Annotated in this window: 16 protein-coding genes; 10 read left to right on the top strand and 6 right to left on the bottom strand. The window is 36.9% G+C overall.

Annotated features, from left to right (window positions below; translation table 11 throughout):
* Positions 1-72: 72 nt before the first annotated feature.
* The 5 genes from H6G06_RS22570 (at position 73) to H6G06_RS22590 (ending at position 4,857) form a co-directional block, all read left to right on the top strand.
* Positions 73-396, top strand: a complete 324-nt coding sequence (locus tag H6G06_RS22570) for a nucleotidyltransferase domain-containing protein (protein ID WP_190564293.1) — start codon at positions 73-75, stop codon at positions 394-396.
* Positions 393-779 carry a HEPN domain-containing protein gene (locus H6G06_RS22575; RefSeq protein ID WP_190564295.1) on the top strand — a complete coding sequence of 129 codons (387 nt, stop codon included), beginning with the start codon at positions 393-395 and terminating at the stop codon, positions 777-779. The genes H6G06_RS22570 and H6G06_RS22575 overlap by 4 nt, the downstream gene beginning before the upstream one ends.
* A gap of 356 nt (positions 780-1,135) precedes the next feature.
* Complete coding sequence (gene ndhD1 / locus H6G06_RS22580; protein WP_190564297.1) at positions 1,136-2,710, top strand: photosynthetic/respiratory NAD(P)H-quinone oxidoreductase subunit D1; 1,575 nt, start codon at positions 1,136-1,138, stop codon at positions 2,708-2,710.
* Positions 2,711-3,052: 342 nt separating this feature from the next.
* A complete protein-coding gene (locus H6G06_RS22585; protein WP_190564299.1) occupies positions 3,053-3,616 on the top strand; it encodes an IS607 family transposase in 564 nt (187 codons plus the stop codon).
* Positions 3,607-4,857: an RNA-guided endonuclease InsQ/TnpB family protein gene (locus H6G06_RS22590; RefSeq protein ID WP_190564301.1), complete on the top strand. Its 1,251-nt coding sequence runs from the start codon at positions 3,607-3,609 to the stop codon at positions 4,855-4,857. Before H6G06_RS22585 ends, H6G06_RS22590 begins: the two co-directional genes overlap by 10 nt.
* Before the next feature lie 212 nt (positions 4,858-5,069).
* Here H6G06_RS22590 and psb27 read toward each other — a convergent pair whose 3' ends face one another.
* On the bottom strand, positions 5,070-5,468 hold the full coding sequence (gene psb27 / locus H6G06_RS22595) for a photosystem II protein Psb27 (RefSeq protein WP_190564303.1): 399 nt from the start codon (positions 5,466-5,468) through the stop codon (positions 5,070-5,072).
* Between the two features lie 109 nt (positions 5,469-5,577).
* Entirely contained in the window at positions 5,578-6,720 is a 1,143-nt protein-coding gene (gene cofH, locus H6G06_RS22600; protein ID WP_190564304.1) for a 7,8-didemethyl-8-hydroxy-5-deazariboflavin synthase subunit CofH, read from the bottom strand.
* Positions 6,721-6,743: 23 nt separating this feature from the next.
* Here cofH and H6G06_RS22605 point away from each other — a divergent pair, with 23 nt between their 5' ends.
* Positions 6,744-8,339, top strand: a complete 1,596-nt coding sequence (locus H6G06_RS22605; RefSeq protein ID WP_190564305.1) for an LA_3751/LA_3752 family putative glycosyltransferase — start codon at positions 6,744-6,746, stop codon at positions 8,337-8,339.
* Between the two features lie 13 nt (positions 8,340-8,352).
* A complete protein-coding gene (locus H6G06_RS22610; protein ID WP_190564306.1) occupies positions 8,353-10,035 on the top strand; it encodes a glycosyltransferase family 39 protein in 1,683 nt (560 codons plus the stop codon).
* 515 nt (positions 10,036-10,550) lie between these two features.
* On the opposite strand, the gene H6G06_RS22615 is transcribed toward H6G06_RS22610, so the two are convergent.
* Complete coding sequence (locus tag H6G06_RS22615; protein WP_190564307.1) at positions 10,551-12,206, bottom strand: glycosyltransferase family 39 protein; 1,656 nt, start codon at positions 12,204-12,206, stop codon at positions 10,551-10,553.
* Between the two features lie 318 nt (positions 12,207-12,524).
* On the opposite strand from H6G06_RS22615, the gene H6G06_RS22620 reads away from it, so the two are divergent.
* On the top strand, positions 12,525-13,766 hold the full coding sequence (locus H6G06_RS22620) for a glycosyltransferase (RefSeq protein ID WP_190564308.1): 1,242 nt from the start codon (positions 12,525-12,527) through the stop codon (positions 13,764-13,766).
* A 46-nt stretch (positions 13,767-13,812) separates the two neighbouring features.
* Here H6G06_RS22620 and H6G06_RS22625 read toward each other — a convergent pair whose 3' ends face one another.
* From H6G06_RS22625 to H6G06_RS22635, 3 genes are all read right to left on the bottom strand, one after another.
* Positions 13,813-14,400 carry a carbonic anhydrase gene (locus H6G06_RS22625; protein ID WP_190564309.1) on the bottom strand — a complete coding sequence of 196 codons (588 nt, stop codon included), beginning with the start codon at positions 14,398-14,400 and terminating at the stop codon, positions 13,813-13,815.
* 408 nt (positions 14,401-14,808) lie between these two features.
* On the bottom strand, positions 14,809-15,360 hold the full coding sequence (locus H6G06_RS22630) for a 3'-5' exonuclease (RefSeq protein WP_190564311.1): 552 nt from the start codon (positions 15,358-15,360) through the stop codon (positions 14,809-14,811).
* Positions 15,361-15,407: 47 nt separating this feature from the next.
* Positions 15,408-15,860: a hypothetical protein gene (locus tag H6G06_RS22635; protein ID WP_190564313.1), complete on the bottom strand. Its 453-nt coding sequence runs from the start codon at positions 15,858-15,860 to the stop codon at positions 15,408-15,410.
* A gap of 100 nt (positions 15,861-15,960) precedes the next feature.
* On the opposite strand from H6G06_RS22635, the gene petN reads away from it, so the two are divergent.
* Both petN and H6G06_RS22645 read left to right on the top strand, forming a co-directional pair.
* Positions 15,961-16,047 carry a cytochrome b6-f complex subunit PetN gene (petN, locus tag H6G06_RS22640; protein WP_013189847.1) on the top strand — a complete coding sequence of 29 codons (87 nt, stop codon included), beginning with the start codon at positions 15,961-15,963 and terminating at the stop codon, positions 16,045-16,047.
* 7 nt (positions 16,048-16,054) lie between these two features.
* A complete protein-coding gene (locus H6G06_RS22645; protein ID WP_190564315.1) occupies positions 16,055-16,216 on the top strand; it encodes a hypothetical protein in 162 nt (53 codons plus the stop codon).
* Positions 16,217-16,796: the final 580 nt, after the last annotated feature.

Genomic DNA, 16,796 nt, shown 5'->3' on the forward strand with positions numbered 1-16,796 from the left:
CTCTAATCCTGGACATCCTGATTCAGACATTTTAAGTTAAAATAAACATAAAATCATTATTTACTTAAAATCATGCTAAACCAACCAATTTCAACAGTTTTAAGTCAGGTAAGCAAAAACTTAAAACAACTATATGGAGAACAATTAGAGAAACTAATTCTATTTGGTTCACAAGCCAGAGGAACAGCACAATCAGATTCAGATATAGATGTTTTAATTGTGTTAAAAGACGTTTTTAACTATTCTCAAGAAAGCGAAAAAATAAGTCAAGTTATTGCTGATTTATGTTTAGAATACAACGTTTTGATCAGTTGTGCTTTTGCTACTTGTGAACAACTAGAAAATCATAATAGTGGTTTTTTTCGTAATGTCAGACAAGATGGGTTAGTAATATGAACACTGAACAAGAAAAACTTCTGGAAAAAGCCGAGAGAAGTTTGCAAGCAGCAGCAGAACTCAATCAAAACGGTTTTGCTGAATTTGCAGCATCTCGTGGTTATTATGCGATGTTTTATATTGCTACCGCTTTTTTAGAAGGAGAAGGACTAGCTTATTCTAAACATTCAGCTGTAATTGCTGCTTTTGGAGAAAAGTTTGCACGTCCACAAAGAGTTCCTCGTGAATTTCATCGTTATTTAATTGATGCGGAAAGAACTCGTTTACGCGGTGACTATAATACTGATCCTAACATTACACAAGCTGATGCCGATCAGATTATTCAAAGAACTATCGAAATGCTAGATTTTGCCAAAGCAAATATTGACTCTCTACCCCCTTGAAAAATCACAAACGTTGTACAATTTGTTACCCTCCAAAAATATAATCCTGTAAATCCTGATATGGCTTGCGCCACGCTACCCTATCAGACATTTGAAAATTGTAAAGAATTTAATATTTTTTAGTAAATTTGCCATTTAATGTCGTACAGATGCCATAATTGCTCAATTTGAGCCAATTGGCGGGCAGTTTACCTGCCAGATGCACAACAAGAAGTGGTCTATTGCTGCATCTGGGAGGGTGGGGTATTGCCAATTTAATTAAATCAACCTAACAATGAAGGCAAAATTGCCAAAAAGCTGTTAGTTATTAACTGTGACTTTTTGCCAAACATGATTTTAATTGCTGACTGATTGTGATGAATATAGCTAATTTTCCGTGGTTGACGACGATTATTTTATTTCCCATAGCCGCGTCGCTACTGCTTCCCATCATCCCAGATAAAGACGGCAAAACAGTGCGCTGGTATTCCCTCGCTGTAGGGTTGATAGATTTCGCACTAATTGTTTACGCTTTTTGTACTGGTTATGATTTCTCCAATCCCGATTTGCAATTGGTGGAGAGTTACCCCTGGGTTCCCCAATTGGGTTTAAATTGGTCAGTGGGCGCTGATGGCTTGTCTATGCCCCTGATTTTGCTAACAGGATTCATTACCACCTTGGCGATTTTAGCAGCTTGGCCTGTAACGCTAAAGCCGAAATTATTTTTCTTCTTGATTTTGGCGATGTATGGCGGTCAAATCGCTGTGTTCGCTGTCCAGGATATGCTGTTATTCTTCCTGGTGTGGGAATTGGAACTTGTACCAATTTACTTCCTATTGTCGATTTGGGGCGGTAAAAAACGCCAATATGCAGCGACCAAGTTTATTTTATACACTGCTGGCGGTTCGCTATTTATTTTGTTGTCTGCCTTGACGATGGGATTTTATGGCGATACAGTTACCTTTGATATGCGATCGCTCGCATTGAAAGATTTCGGACTAAATTTACAACTTTTACTGTACGCTGGCTTCCTCATTGCCTACGCTGTGAAGTTGCCCATCATTCCTTTGCACACTTGGCTACCAGATGCCCACGGTGAAGCTACAGCGCCTGTGCATATGTTACTAGCAGGTATTTTGCTGAAAATGGGTGGTTATGCCTTAATTCGCATGAATGCCCAAATGCTCCCCGATGCCCATGCTTATGTTGCACCAGTATTGGTAGTGTTGGGGGTAGTAAATATCATCTACGCTGCCTTAACATCTTTTGCCCAGAGGAACCTCAAACGGAAAATTGCCTACTCTTCAATTTCTCACATGGGCTTTGTTCTGATTGGTATTGCCTCCTTCACCGATTTGGGTTTAAGTGGGGCAATGTTACAAATGGTTTCTCATGGTTTAATTGGGGCAAGTTTGTTCTTTTTAGTCGGTGCAACTTATGACCGGACACACACCCTGATGTTAGATGAAATGGGTGGTGTTGGTAAGAAGATGCGGAAAATTTTCGCTATGTTTACAACTTGTTCGATGGCATCTTTAGCATTGCCTGGAATGAGTGGTTTTGTAGCGGAATTAATGGTATTTGTTGGCTTTGCTACTAGCGATGCTTATAACCCAACATTCAAAGTAATTGTCATTTTCTTAATGGCAGTTGGTGTGATTTTAACGCCAATTTATCTACTTTCAATGTTGCGAGAAATTTTCTATGGTCAAGAAAACGAAGAGTTAGTTTCTCACCAAGCTTTGATTGATGCTGAACCCCGTGAAGTGTTTATCATTGCTTGTTTGTTGATTCCCATTATCGGCATTGGTTTTTATCCCAAGTTGCTAACACAAATGTACGACGCTACAACTGTACAATTGACAGCAAGGTTGCGTGATTCTGTACCGACTTTGACGGCTGATAAAGCGGTGGAAACTGTTTCTTTAAGTGCGCCAATAATTGGTAATTAATTAATTCGTAATTACAACTACGATGTATAATGAGGGTGGGTTTGAGACCTGCCCTTTTTTATTCTGGTAGCCAGTCTTCATCTAAAACTAATTCTCAAGCATAAAAACATTATTCTGGAAATACTGTGGAATTTCATATAAATAGGACTTATACCAATTTTATGTGAGGCTGTACAGAATGATGACATCAATTCAATTATCCGTCTTTATCTGCGTTTATCTGCGGTCAATTATTCTTGATATCTTATTCTCTGCAACTTCATATCAATTTGGTATTTAGTTTAAATAACAAAAATATAGTCAAATATAGTCAAACATAATCATTTGTGTTATAGTTGGAGAATGAAACTATCTGACTATGCAAAATCAAAAGGAATAAGCTATCAGACTGCTTGGAGAATGTGGAAACGTGGTGAACTTAAAGCTACGCAACTACCTACAGGTACAGTCATCGTTGATGTACAAAAAACAACCGAAGGAGTCGTTATTTACGCGAGAGTTTCAAGCTCTGAAAATAAAGCGAATTTAGATAATCAAGCCCAAAGACTTGTGCGTTACTGCGAAGCTAAGGGCTACCAAATAAAAAAAGTAATTAAAGAAATAGGAAGTGGGGTTAATGATAATCGTAAAAAATTAGTTGAATTACTAAATGAAGATGATTACAAAATCATTGTTGTGGAACATAAAGACCGATTAACCAGAATTGGTTTTAATTATTTGAAGGTTCTGCTTAACAAACAAGGCAAGGATATTGAAGTAGTAAATCTGGCAGAAGAAGAAACAGAAGATATTATGCAGGATTTTATTTCGATAATAAATAGCTTTTGTGCCAGAATCTATGGATTAAGAAGAAGAAAGAGAAAAACAGAGTGTATTGTTAAGTGCCTGGAGTCAGAATGCGATTAGTTGAGCGACATATAATTAAACAGAATCACATCAGGTTTAGAAAAATTGATAAAATGTCTTTTTTATCAAAAAATCTGTTTAACTGTGCTGTTTATTTATGTCGTCAAGCTGTTTTTAGAGGTCAACCAATACCAACATTCAATCAAATATATCATTCACTCAAGAAGAGTTATGATTACAAGGCTTTACCGAGCAAAGTCGCTCAACTGGTATTTAAACAAGTTGATAAATGCTTTAAATCTTACCAAGAAGCTAAGAAAGAATATAAGTTAAATCCAGGTAAGTTTTTAGGTGAACCAAAATTACCTAAATATAAACATAAACAAAAAGGGAGAAATGTTCTAACTTTTAATAATCAGGCTGTTTCTAAGAAAGCCTTAAAAAAAGGTTTAATATCACCTTCTGGATTGTCAATTTTAATTAAAACTAAACTTGTTCAAATTGAAGAAGTGAGGATTATTCCTAAAAATAATGTCTACATTATTGAGGCAGTTTATGAAAGAGAAGAAACCACCCTACGGGTTCAGCAGTCCCCCATCGACGGAAACCGCCAAGATGGGGGCTGCTTCACCATAGAGAGCAATAATAGAATAGCGGCGATTGACATAGGTTTAAATAATTTAGCTACTGTTAGTAGTAATTGTTTAGATTTTCAACCTTTTATTGTTTGTGGCAAGGCAATTAAATCTTGTAACCAGTTTTACAACAAAGTTAAAGCTAGTCTCCAATCTCAGCTACCTAAAAATCAAAAAACTTCTCGAAAAATAGAAGCATTAACACTCAAGCGTAACAATAAAGTGGATTACTACCTCCACACAGCTAGTAGATTTATTATTAATCAGCTAGTTAGTCAAAATATCACACATTTGATTATAGGTAAAAATGAAAACTGGAAACAGAACATTAACTTAGGAAGTAAAACTAACCAAAACTTTACCAATATTCCTCATGCGCGATTTATACAGCAGTTAGAATATAAAGCTAAACTTGTGGGCATCAAGGTACAAATTACAGAGGAAAGCTACACATCAAAATGTAGTTTTCTGGATTTTGAACCAATCAAAAAGCATGAGCAATATTTAGGTAAAAGAGTTAAAAGAGGTTTATTTAAGTCCCGGTCGGGTAAACCTTATTCAGCAGATTTAAACGGTTCTCTGAATATATTAAGAAAGGTAGCTGGGGAGTCTATCTTTGATAGAAACTCAGTAGAGAGGCTTGTAGTGAGCATCGGTAAGGTGTAGGTTCCTTACCAAGCTAGAAATATGTGATTATATTTTTAGTAACTATAAGTCCTGATCAATAAAGATCCAGAATTATGTAATTATGTGCAAACTCACATCTGCTTATTTTCTGAATCCTGACAAATTTTTGAATAAAAAGCAGGACAAGCCTGCTATTAAGGATATTTGAAAATGATCAACTTTTGCCTGTTGAAGATGAGGATAGCCAATAATTAACCACCACGCTTCAGGGCTGCTTCGACACGAGCAAACTCTTGTTCTAGGCGATTTTTCAGCTTTTCAGGTATGGGACGGTTAGGGTAAGAACTATAGTGTCCAGCTAAAGCGTTGAGTGCTGTTCGCATAGTTGTAAAGGAACTCAAGCCAGAAACAGAATTAGCTCTTTGATAACGTGCTGAAAAGTCATTAATTTTTTGACGTGCTACGGCTTGAAGTGCTGCTTTATTTGGATCATCTGGTGATACTTCTATGGCTTGTTTTAAGGTGTTGACTACAGCCAAGGTGTCTTGACGATAATCTCCAGTTAAGCCATCAGGACTACCAGAACAACCCATTAAGCCGACGGTGATAACTAAAACCAGTGCCAGCAGACGCGACCAATAATGTTTCATATCCATTAATTAAATACGTAAATCATCGTCCATCCTATCTTGGATTGGTATGCGGGGGATAGGGGACTGGGGACTGGAGAGGTGGGGAGGTTAATAACCCTATTACCCATTACCCATTACCTATTCCCTCATACAAAGTATTACGTTGTTGATAAGGTCGGTTGAGGGAAGCGATCGCACTTTGCAAGGTTTCTACTTCCATACAAGTACCACCGATAGCCCCGGCCATTGTGGTAATGTGTTCTTCCATCAATGTGCCACCAATATCGTTACAACCCCAAGTTAAGGCTTCTGTCGCACCAGCAAGCCCTAATTTTACCCAACTTGGTTGATGGTTAGGTATGCAGTTTCCTAAGAATAACCGTGCTACCGCAGTTAGTAAAAGTGCATCTGCTAAGACTGGTTGATCTCTTCCTACCCGACGACGTAAGGATTTAGGCGCTTCTTGACCAACGAAGGGCAATAAAATAAATTCAGTAATTCTGGCGGGGTATCCTTGTTCAAGGGCTGTTTGTTGGAGCGATCGCAATTTTTCTAAATGTCTAATTTGCTGTTCTGGGGTTTCAATATGCCCAGATAACATTGTACTGGTGGTAGGTACACCTAATTTATGTGCCGTACTGACAATTTCTAACCAAGTTCCAGTATCAATCTTTTCTGGACACAATACCCGTCTGACTTCATCATCTAACACTTCTGCTGCTGTTCCTGGCATGGAACCCACACCAGCATCACGCAAAGCTGCAATAACCTCAGTATAAGAAATTCCGTCTAATCGGGCAATAAACTGAACTTCCTGGGGAGAAAAAGCGTGTAAATGTAGCTGGGGAAACTCCTGTTTAATGGTTTCCACCAACTTAATGTAATAAGGTAAGGATTTTCCGTTGATTTGCGCTTGTGGGTTTAGTCCCCCTTGCATACAAATCTCAGTTGCACCCCGACGCACCGCATCTGTAGATTTTTCCAAAATCTGCGCCCAATCTAACCAGTAAGCATCCGTATCACCATCATCCCGCCGGAAAGCACAAAAACTACAGTGTTGTTCACAGATGTTAGTAAAATTAATATTACGGTTTATTACGTAAGTAACAGTCTCACCAGCTTGTTTTTGCCGCATTTGGTCAGCTGCTTCCCGAATAGCATTTACAGCATCTGGGTCAGTTTGTTTTAATAATACTACTGCCTCAGATGGTGATATATTAAACCCTAGTAAGGAACGCTCAAGAGTTGTATCCAAGGTTATATTAGTCACAGTTGTCAAATTTTTATTAGCGTATGAATAAATTAAAAGCTAATTTACCATTACTGATTATTTTATCAGGTGTGATTTTTTCTTTATATTTACTGTCACAGGTTGCAGATGATATTTACTTTAGTGGTGATGGTGGACTCAAAGCATTGTTAGCTAAACAACTTGGCTCTGGTAACTTACGCTTTGATTTAAACCTACAAGTACCCCCATGGGTACAGAATACTTGGAATAGCGGATTATATCCTTTTGAACCTCCATTTAGTTATAAAATTAATAACCTTTATTATATCACATTTCCTTTTACATTTCCCCTAGTAACCGCACCATTTTACGCCATTTTCGGTTATAGAGGATTTTATATAATACCTTTAATTTCTACATGGATTATCTGGTTTAATTTTTATCGTTTCTGTCAGGCTTTCAATCTCGATAAGTTCATAATTTCCATAGGTTTGATTACCTTAATTTTCGCTTCTCCACTGACTATGTATAGTTCCATGTATTGGGAACATACACTGGCGGTATGTTTGGCATTTAGTGGCTTAGTGATTATCTTTTCTAACAGAGAAAACGACTTTACCAACAAACAAGCCATACTCAGTGGTATATTAATTGGTTTATCAGTTTGGTTTAGACCAGAGTTTCTAGCATTAGTAGCTATTTTGATAATGCTAGTAATTGTATCATATCTACTTAAACTAGATTTAATTACCATTATCAAAGATAAAAAAATAATATTTCTAGCTAGTTTAATACTCACTATCTTGTGTTTCTTTGCTTTGAACAAAATGATTTATAATCATCCTTTGGGCGCTCATGCGTTCCAAGTGGTAGAAAATTTTTCACTGCAAGAAAGACTATTGAAATCATTTAAGTTTTTTAATGAACTCAAAGACAGCTTGCTGAAACATTTTCCTATCATATACTTTGCCGTAGGAATTTCTGTTATTTCTATATTTCAAATTAACTTGAGATTAAAAATTGCAATCGCCCAAATATTATTAATATCAGCTTTATTTCTGTTAATAGTACCTATACTTATTCCTAGTGATGGTGGTAAACAGTGGGGATCGCGCTTTTTATTAATTCTCATCCCCTTATTTAATGTCATCGCCATATCTGGTTTAGAGAAAACTTGGAAAATTAAACAGTTCGGTATCAGATATATTAGCACGGGAATTTTAGCGATGCTGTTTGTTGTGGGATTTAATCTCAACATAATTGAAGGTACAGAAACTGCTTATCAAAAAGGTAAAAATGAAAATATTGAAGTCCTTGATTTTTTACGGAAAGATAGTAACAAAATTGTAGCTGTCGCTAATCAATATGTTGGACAAAGTTTTGAAGCCACCTTCAAACAAAAAATATTTTTTCTCACTAAGCAACCTGATGATGTTAGTAAATTAGGTTTGGCATTGGATGAACAAGGATATAAAAAATTTCTGTATATATGTCCTTTTTACGATAAATGCTTTTCCTCCCCCAACATACCTAATAAATTAGAAGTAGCTGCAAAGCCGAAGAATTTAATTATTCAGCTAAAAAAAATCAAAGAAAATAAAAGATACAGAATAGAAGAAGCTACCATTATTCAAAAGCCAGAGAAAACAAATTCATAAAAATTGTAAAAATATGAAAACGAACTTCCCAAAAAATAACTTCAAACAACTGCTGTCTATAGAAAAATTAGCATTAATAACTATAGCCGTAGCAGTCATCCTCAGAATTATCAATTTAGGAACTAGAGAATTTTGGTATGACGAAGTTTTATCATTACTACTTTCTACGAGTCAAAACGGTGTCTACAAAAGTCCTGGAGATGCACCAGTAGTATTAGCAAAATATACATCCCTATTAAGCTTACCCACCGAAGCAAGTTTACGGGATTTTTTTCAAACTATCATAGTTTTAATCAAAAGTCTCTTAGGAGGGGAACCTCATCCACCAATATTCTTTTTAAGTCAGCATTTTTGGTTGCGTCTTTTTGGCAATAGCGAAGCTGCAATGCGAAGTTTAAACACATTATTTAGTATAGCCGCGATGGGTGGGGCTTATGGTTTAGGAAAGTTTATCTTAGGACATCGGGGCGGACTTTTTTTTGCAGCACTTTTGGCTATTAGTCCATTTTATTTATTTCATTCTCTCAATGTCAGGATGTATGCGCCTCTGGTATTATGGGTAATTATCAGTACATGGGCGTTACTATATCTTATTGAACAACAAAATTCTGACATTGCCCAAAGTCATCGCAGTCAGTTGTTATGGAATGGACTTTTAATTATTTCCATTGCTGCCGGGTTGATGACTTTTTATTTATATGCCTATTGGCTAATAATTTTAGGAGTATTGGTACTGTATTTAGATAGACGAAATTGGTTGAAATATGGCTTACGCTTAGGTGCTGGCGTTTTATTAACCATACCTTGGGTGTTGTGGGGAACTCTTAAACAACTTAGGAATGCTGACTTAAACCGCTTTGGTAATAACCGTTCTAACTTACCTCCCTTTTTAAGACATTTACAGGATTTTGCTAACACTTTGGGTACTGACGTATTGATAGGAGACTGGGCAACTAGTTTAGATCCCATCGTCGTTACAGTAGCTGGTAGTTTAGTAATATTGATATTTGTTGGGTTTAGTATTCATCTGTGGCAACAAAATGAACAGAAAAACTTAGGTACGGTTTTAATATTAGGTATTTTGCCGATCTTACTAGGATTGATAGTAGATATTGCCACCAAAAAATTTACCTTGGGTTTTGGCTTTGGCAGAACAATGATCATTATTGTGCCTGGGTGTTTATTATTAATAGCTTTGTGGGTAGAAAAGGCAGTTAATAAACAATGGCGTACTCTCATAGCTGGTGGTATATTGCTAATATATCTAACTATTAGTATTAGTGATTTGAGTCTGCGACATCGTTCTGTTTTTCGCTCAGTTGCCGAATTAATTGCCAAAGATGTAAATCAGCCAACTTTAATTGCTATGAACTCGAAAGCTTGGGGTCACGTAAATCGTGTGGCTTATTATATTCCTGCGGAGTATCCTGTTATGCTTCTATCTCACCACCCCGCAGATTTAGCAACTCATTTAGAAAAAGTTCTCAAAGAAGAAGCAAATAAATATTCTCGGATTATTTGGTTAAATAGTGGTAATCCTCTATGGTCACGTTTGAAAACAGAAGCGGAAATAAAAAGGGAAGAAGAGAAAATTCAACAAGTTTTGTCATCCCAGTTTCAATTAAAAGAAACTCGCAATCTGTTAGGGACAATGCCCCTTGATCAATTTACTGCTAATCTTTACATTCGTTCTTAAAAGGTGTCCTGTGTGGGGGTATAGGCAAAAGTGTTTTGCTTATAGCGTTTCCCAGTCTAATGAAGTACACACCAATTTATTCCCTGTTCCCTGTTAGAGGTTGTTTGAAAAGTATTAGATGAAACCAATAATCTTCAGCAACCTAACCCCCCTTCCCCCCTTCCCTACGAGGGAATTGGGGTTTCAAAGCCTCTCCCCGCGTCGGGGAGAGGTTTGGAGAGGGGTTTATTTATACATTCAAAACTTTTCAAACATCCTCTTAAGAGTTCCCTGTTCCCTAAAACTAAAAAACTTTGTACCTCACGAGCATGGGAACTGCTATATTACCTTATACTTACCCAATGCTTCCGAGTATGTGGGTTTTCAATCCATATCTAATTTTTTCCTTATACCAGTTCTCTGTCACATTGCACTAAATCTTTAACAAATTAATTTATTATCTTCCTTTGTGTACTTTGCGTACTTTGCGGTTAGTTAAAAAAATTAAGTGCCACGTCATAGAAAATTGGTATTACTCATTGTGTATTGTGAGTTAATCGCCATAATTGTGGACTTAAAAACTCAATTTTGTATTGAGAATCTTGACTGAGTTGATTCATTAATTCTGGAGATGGGACAAATAAAAATACATCGAAATTATTAGGAATTGGTAACAGATTTTTGGTAATTAATTCAGGAGGTAGAGAACGGCAAGTATGACAGTAAGGTTTTAATCTTAGCTGTACTTGAGGATTAAGTTGATGGCTCAAAGCTAAATTTGTTCCCATACTACCATCACTAACTATTAGTGGTTGTTGAGATTGATTAATGATTTTAGCGGCTTTGTAAGTAATATCACTATGGCTTTTAGTCCACCAGGAGGTAGCTTGAGAAGTTAATACACTAGAAAATAATGCTCCAGAGAATAACAGACAGATGGTAAAATACCAAAATTTATTCTGTGCTTTTCTAGTTGTAATACCAGCAGCAAGGAGATAGGAAACAGATATATGAATACCCAAGTAAGCGGGGGTGAGATAGCGCAGAATGATTGATCTATTATCTCCAGACAATAAATCTTTTCCCATGATGGGGACAGATGTTAACAGGATTAATGTTAACAGAAATATCCAAGTTTTGGCATGGGTACGACGACACACAAAATAAATAGAATACCCAGATAACATTACTAGCAAGAATACTAATGTTATTTGCAGGAGATAAGTAAATATATTTTCAAATCCAAAATTTATAACTGCCCTTTCATGGTTAGTATCAACAAAGATGCGGCTCAGGTTAAAAGCCCAGGTTTTGACTAATGATAAAGTTGGCATTCCTCCCTTGCCACCTACTATATTATTGATATGTTTTAAATTGTTGATGATTACTAATAACCAGGGAATAAAAGCTATGACAGCGACAAAAGATGCTAGTAGGTAAGCAATTATTCTTTTTGTAAATCTAAATTTATCTAAGGCTATTACATAACTACCATGAGCTAATGCAACTAATACAGAGAAGGGAAAAGTATAAAAATTAAGTGCTAAAGATGCGGCATAAATTACCCAATCAAAGATTCTCATTTTGCGGCTTGCATACAGCAGTGATGCACTGGAAAATAAAATCATTGCCGTCCATAAACTATATTGCCTTGCTTCTTGTGCGTATAGGATATGAAATGGTGATATAGCTATAAAAGTTACGGCTATCCTAGAGGGTAAAGATGAAGCAAATAATTCCTGGCATAACCAATACATACTAGGTAATGCGAGCAAACTAGCCAATGCTGCAACAGTTCTAAAAGCGACAATTGAACTACCAAATAATCTCACCCACAACCAATTGATAACGTAGTATGCTGGTGGATGTTGTGGGTCTTCCAATGCCAGAGATTGAATAGTATCAAATAAACTTTTGCTAGAACTCAGAGTCTGATAATTTTGAAGTTCTTTAGCACTAATATTATCAACGCTAGAAACCTTTTGAACTACTTCATACTCTGTGTACCCGGCTACGCGTAAAGATGTAAATGCTTCGTCATCCCAGTATGATTTATTGTCAATGTTGATAAATCTGAAAAGAATTCCTAAAACCAATAGTGATATAAGTATAAAATTCAAATTAATTGTTTTTTTGTTTGAAGAAAAAAGCTTTTTGGGTACTTGATTAAATGGCGAAAGTTTAATGGTCATACTTATTTATACCTCAAATTTTTAATGGAAGTAAAAATTTGACACTAGCTGCATCTATTTACAAACATTATTGAAATAAGACTATAACAGACTAATTATTGATTTATTTGAATTTTTCATAAAGTTAAAGTAAAAATCTGACATTAAAAATTTAATTAGGTAAAATTATCAAAATAGAATTGGTTGCTGTAATTAAAAATAAAAGTAGGCTTAACTTTGGGGTGCTAGTGAAAATGCCAAAATTTGGATAACAAATCATTGTTTTTCTCTGTTTCGTGGGAAAATCTTAAATATTTACTAAACTTTGCAACAAGGCACATGAACAATAACTCTTCAGAGATACTATTAACCGTTCCCACTGGTCCATTAAAGATTGCTGAATATCCACCAGGTGATCTAGCTGGAGACAATGATATTCTGCTATCTCTGGTGATTCCTACTTACAAAGAGCGTGATAATATCGAGAATATTGTCAAGATCCTGACTGGATTACTGGATGAAGCTATTCCTGGTAATTATGAACTAATTGTAGTCGATGATGATAGCCCAGACCTCACTTGGCAAGTAGCACAATCACTGATCCCAGATTATCCCCAGTTGCGGGTGATGCGACGACAAGAGGAACGGGGGTTGTCTTCTGCGGTGATTCGTGGCTGGCAAGCTGCGACAGGGAGCATATTGGGTGTGATTGATGGTGATTTGCAGCATCCTCCAGAAGTATTATTACAACTGTTAAATAAGATAAAACACGGAGCAGATTTGGCTTTAGCCAGTCGTCACGTAGACGGTGGTGGTGTGAGTAGTTGGAGCGTGATTAGACGCTTTTTGTCTCGTGGAGCGCAAGTTTTAGGGTTAATTATTTTACCAGGAGTCTTGGGAAGAGTTACTGACCCAATGAGTGGTTATTTTATGGTGCGACGCAGTGCGATCGCTGGTGCAACCATGAATCCGGTAGGGTATAAAATTCTCTTAGAGGTGATTGGCAGAGGCAAAGTAGGGGAAATTGCAGAAGCTGGTTATGTCTTCCGTGAACGCACTGAAGGCGAAAGTAAGGTAACATGGAAGCAATATGTAGAGTATATTCAACATCTAATTCGTTTACGGGTATCTACTGGTAGGTTAGGTAAAATTAGTCGGAAGATTGATTTTCCCCTTGGCAAATTTATCCGCTTTGGTTTAGTAGGATTCAGTGGGGTGTTTGTAGATATGGCAGTGCTTTATTTACTCAGTGATCCTTCTACTTTAGGTTGGAATTTAACTCGCAGTAAAATTATTGCTGGTGAAGTGGCCATTTTCAATAATTTCCTGTGGAATGATGCTTGGACATTTGCAGATGTTTCCATGCAGCAAAAAGGATGGAAACAACGCATTAAGAGATTTTTCAAGTTTAATGTGGTTTGTTTAGCAGGATTGGTAATTAATGTCTTGGTTTTGAATATTGTTTATAATTTCTTGGTTCGTAATCAGTATATTGCTAACTTGATTGCGATCGCAGTTGCCACAATTTGGAATTTCTGGGTTAACCTCAAACTAAGTTGGCGGGTAACTGATGTGAAATAATCAAGTTTTGTAATTACAGCAACCGTCAAGGTGGTGAGGAGATTTGTTACCTGTCACCTGTTATCTGTATTGGTAAAATAGGTTGAAATTCAGCTTTCTTGAGAGTCGCTAAATAAAGCTCAACTTCAATATCAGGATAGCGGTTGCGAATTAACCAATAAGCCCGACTTAAATAATCTGTATGTACTTGCAATTCTCGCTCTGGATCTTTGCTTAAATTAGAGTCTATCATCATTGCATAAGCACCACAATCTTGATGATCAATCACAATCACTTTGTGAATATGATGTAGTCGATAGGATATATCTAATTGATCCCAAAATGCTTCAGCATCAGATGGATGGGGAAAACCTGTTATAGCCAGGGAAGCACCTGCTAAAGCTGTCCAATCATACTCACCCCATAAATTTTTCCTGTTTAAAAAATAGCGTTCTGCTGTCAAAAACCGAAAATCAATACAACTAAGAACTAAAGCTTTTGTTTGATGAGTTTCGGCTCTAGCGGGTGCTGCTGATTGTAAAATAGTAAATGCTGCTGCTCCGGGAAGGAGAGTTTGGAGAAAATGACGACGACTAGCCAAGGAATGGCAACAAAGACATTGATTTATTTTTGCTAGATTAATATTGTGCTTCATTTAAACCAAGAAAGCAAAGTATAGTGGGGGGTGATTTGGGGATATATAGCAGTTCCCATGCTCATGAGGTACAAAGTTTTTTAGTTTTAGGGAACAGGGATTCAACTCTCATACAAAATTTCTCACTCAATAGACATCTCCGGTAATTAAATGTGCGTGGTTTGAAACCCTTGTAGAGACGTTCCGGCGGAACGTCTCTACCATATTTCCGGAGAGGTCTAATGATTATTTGAGATAGCGATCGCACATATAGGAATCCGTTTGATTACGGAAATTACTTGTGTAGGCAGGCAAAAGGATTATAGAAGATTAATGGGTACTGAATTTACACGTTGGCAATTATTTCTTGTGAAAGTTAGTTGTATTTCAACATTGAAAGCTGATGGCTAACGGCTGAATGCTTACTTATTAACTTCTTTTTGTAGTTTGCATATAACGGTAAATTGCGGCAATATTCCGGGCATCATCAATTCCTCTGTGATGTATGCCTTTTAATTCCATTCCCAAATGTTGTAGTGCCTGTGACATACCAAATTTATGAGATACACCCAAATATTCTGAAAATTCTTCTTTAATATTTCTGTGTTCTGCACCAAAAGGATAGGGGACATGATGAAATTTGCAATCTTGTAAAAATTGCGTTTTATCGTAATTACCCCAAGAACAAAATATATAATGAGGATATGAATTCATCCAGACTGTTAATTTTGACATCGCTTCTGCAAAATGCGGTGCTACGTCAACTTGTGCTTGGGAAATACTCGTTAAATTTGTACAAAAATCTGTCAGGAGAGGATTTGTTACGGGTTTAATAAATTGCTGAAACTCAGCATCAATTTCCCAGGTTTGGCGATTTAGCATCACTGCACCAATTTCGATAATTTCCATTTCATGACGGGGAATACTACGTTGATTACAACAGGTAGCTTCAAGATCGATGATCAAAAAGTAGTGATTCATTGGTAATTGGTAAGTCTAAATAATTAATTGGCAAGAAAATATCTTGACTATTTATAAATTGATGAAAACGGTTTCAGCCAACCAAGTAAAATAGCAGTATCCAGAATAATAGCCGCTAAAGCAAACCAGAAAATACTTTCTCCTGCTAAAATCAAGAAAGGTAAAAGTGTATTATTTACATTCCAGCCTACTTCTATTTGAGTTAATCCTCGCACCAAACCAAAAGCCCAGATACCACCAGTTTTGAGGTGAGGATTTGTATCTACGCGGATGATATAACGGTAGGTGACACCAAATAGAAACCCAGAAAAACCTGCTATTATACCACTTAGCAACATCTGTAAATTTAAAAACTCAACTTTCTGATATGTAAGCAGGGGAAAATACTTAGCCAGCCACAAAACATTGATCAAGCTGGTGAAAAGGAAAGCTAAACCCAAAGATATACTGCCAATAATCCCCGATTTTAGGGATTCTAACCGTTCTGCCATTAGTTCCATAATTTTCCTCACTTTCTATCAACACAGTTAACGAATCAACCGCCTTTTCCCAGTATGATAAGTATTAGAGACGTTTTGCAATTATTTGAAAAGTAGAACTATGATTTTGACACTGGGTTGGGTATCACTTTTGGTTGTGTTCACTTGGTCGATTTCTATGGTAGTTTGGGGACGCAACGGACTATAGAAAAATCGTGGAAAGTCCATTACTGAGTATTTTGGCTCTGGTTGCCCTAGTGCTGCTAGTAGGAGTTACAGGTGGTGTAGTTTATTTAACCTTGGCAGATTGGCGCGATCGCCGTCGTCGAGAAGACGAAACCCGTGAACTCAAACGCAGCACTGCCAAACGACGCTGATTCTATTGCAGCATATATCAGCCTGTTTTCTGGCTTAAAAAACCTGTGTGTGGAGATGGGATTTATATCCTATCCCCACATATTTATATTAGTACAAGCACTATACATAGATCAATGAAGCACCAAGCCCAGGTGATTAGAAAGATACTGCTAAGTAACTTGGCACAATTAAATATAAAACCTCTCTCCAAACCTCTCCCCTACCAGGAGAGAGGCTTTGACTCCCCCTTCCCTAGCAGGGAAGGGGGTTGGGGGGTTAGGTTTATATTATATTTTTTAACGCCCACTTACTTATACAAACTAAGTCCGTCTGCACGGACTCACGGAAAATCAAGGGTTTGAAACCCACGCAGGTGGGTTTTGTATGTATAGCCGTGACTTCAAGTCGCCTGGTGCAAGATGTGAGATATATAGTGATCCGATACAAAAAAGCTAACTAATGCTAACAAGAGGCAGCTTTTTCTTCCTGCTTCATCCTAGAAGTGTCGGCACTGTCTGGTCCACAGGCTTTAAGATTGGGTGTATCTCACCCTACTATTGGTGTATTTAGGCTTGGTTATCACCTAAAATACCTATCAAT

The organism is Anabaena sphaerica FACHB-251, assembly GCF_014696825.1.
Lineage (GTDB): Bacteria > Cyanobacteriota > Cyanobacteriia > Cyanobacteriales > Nostocaceae > RDYJ01.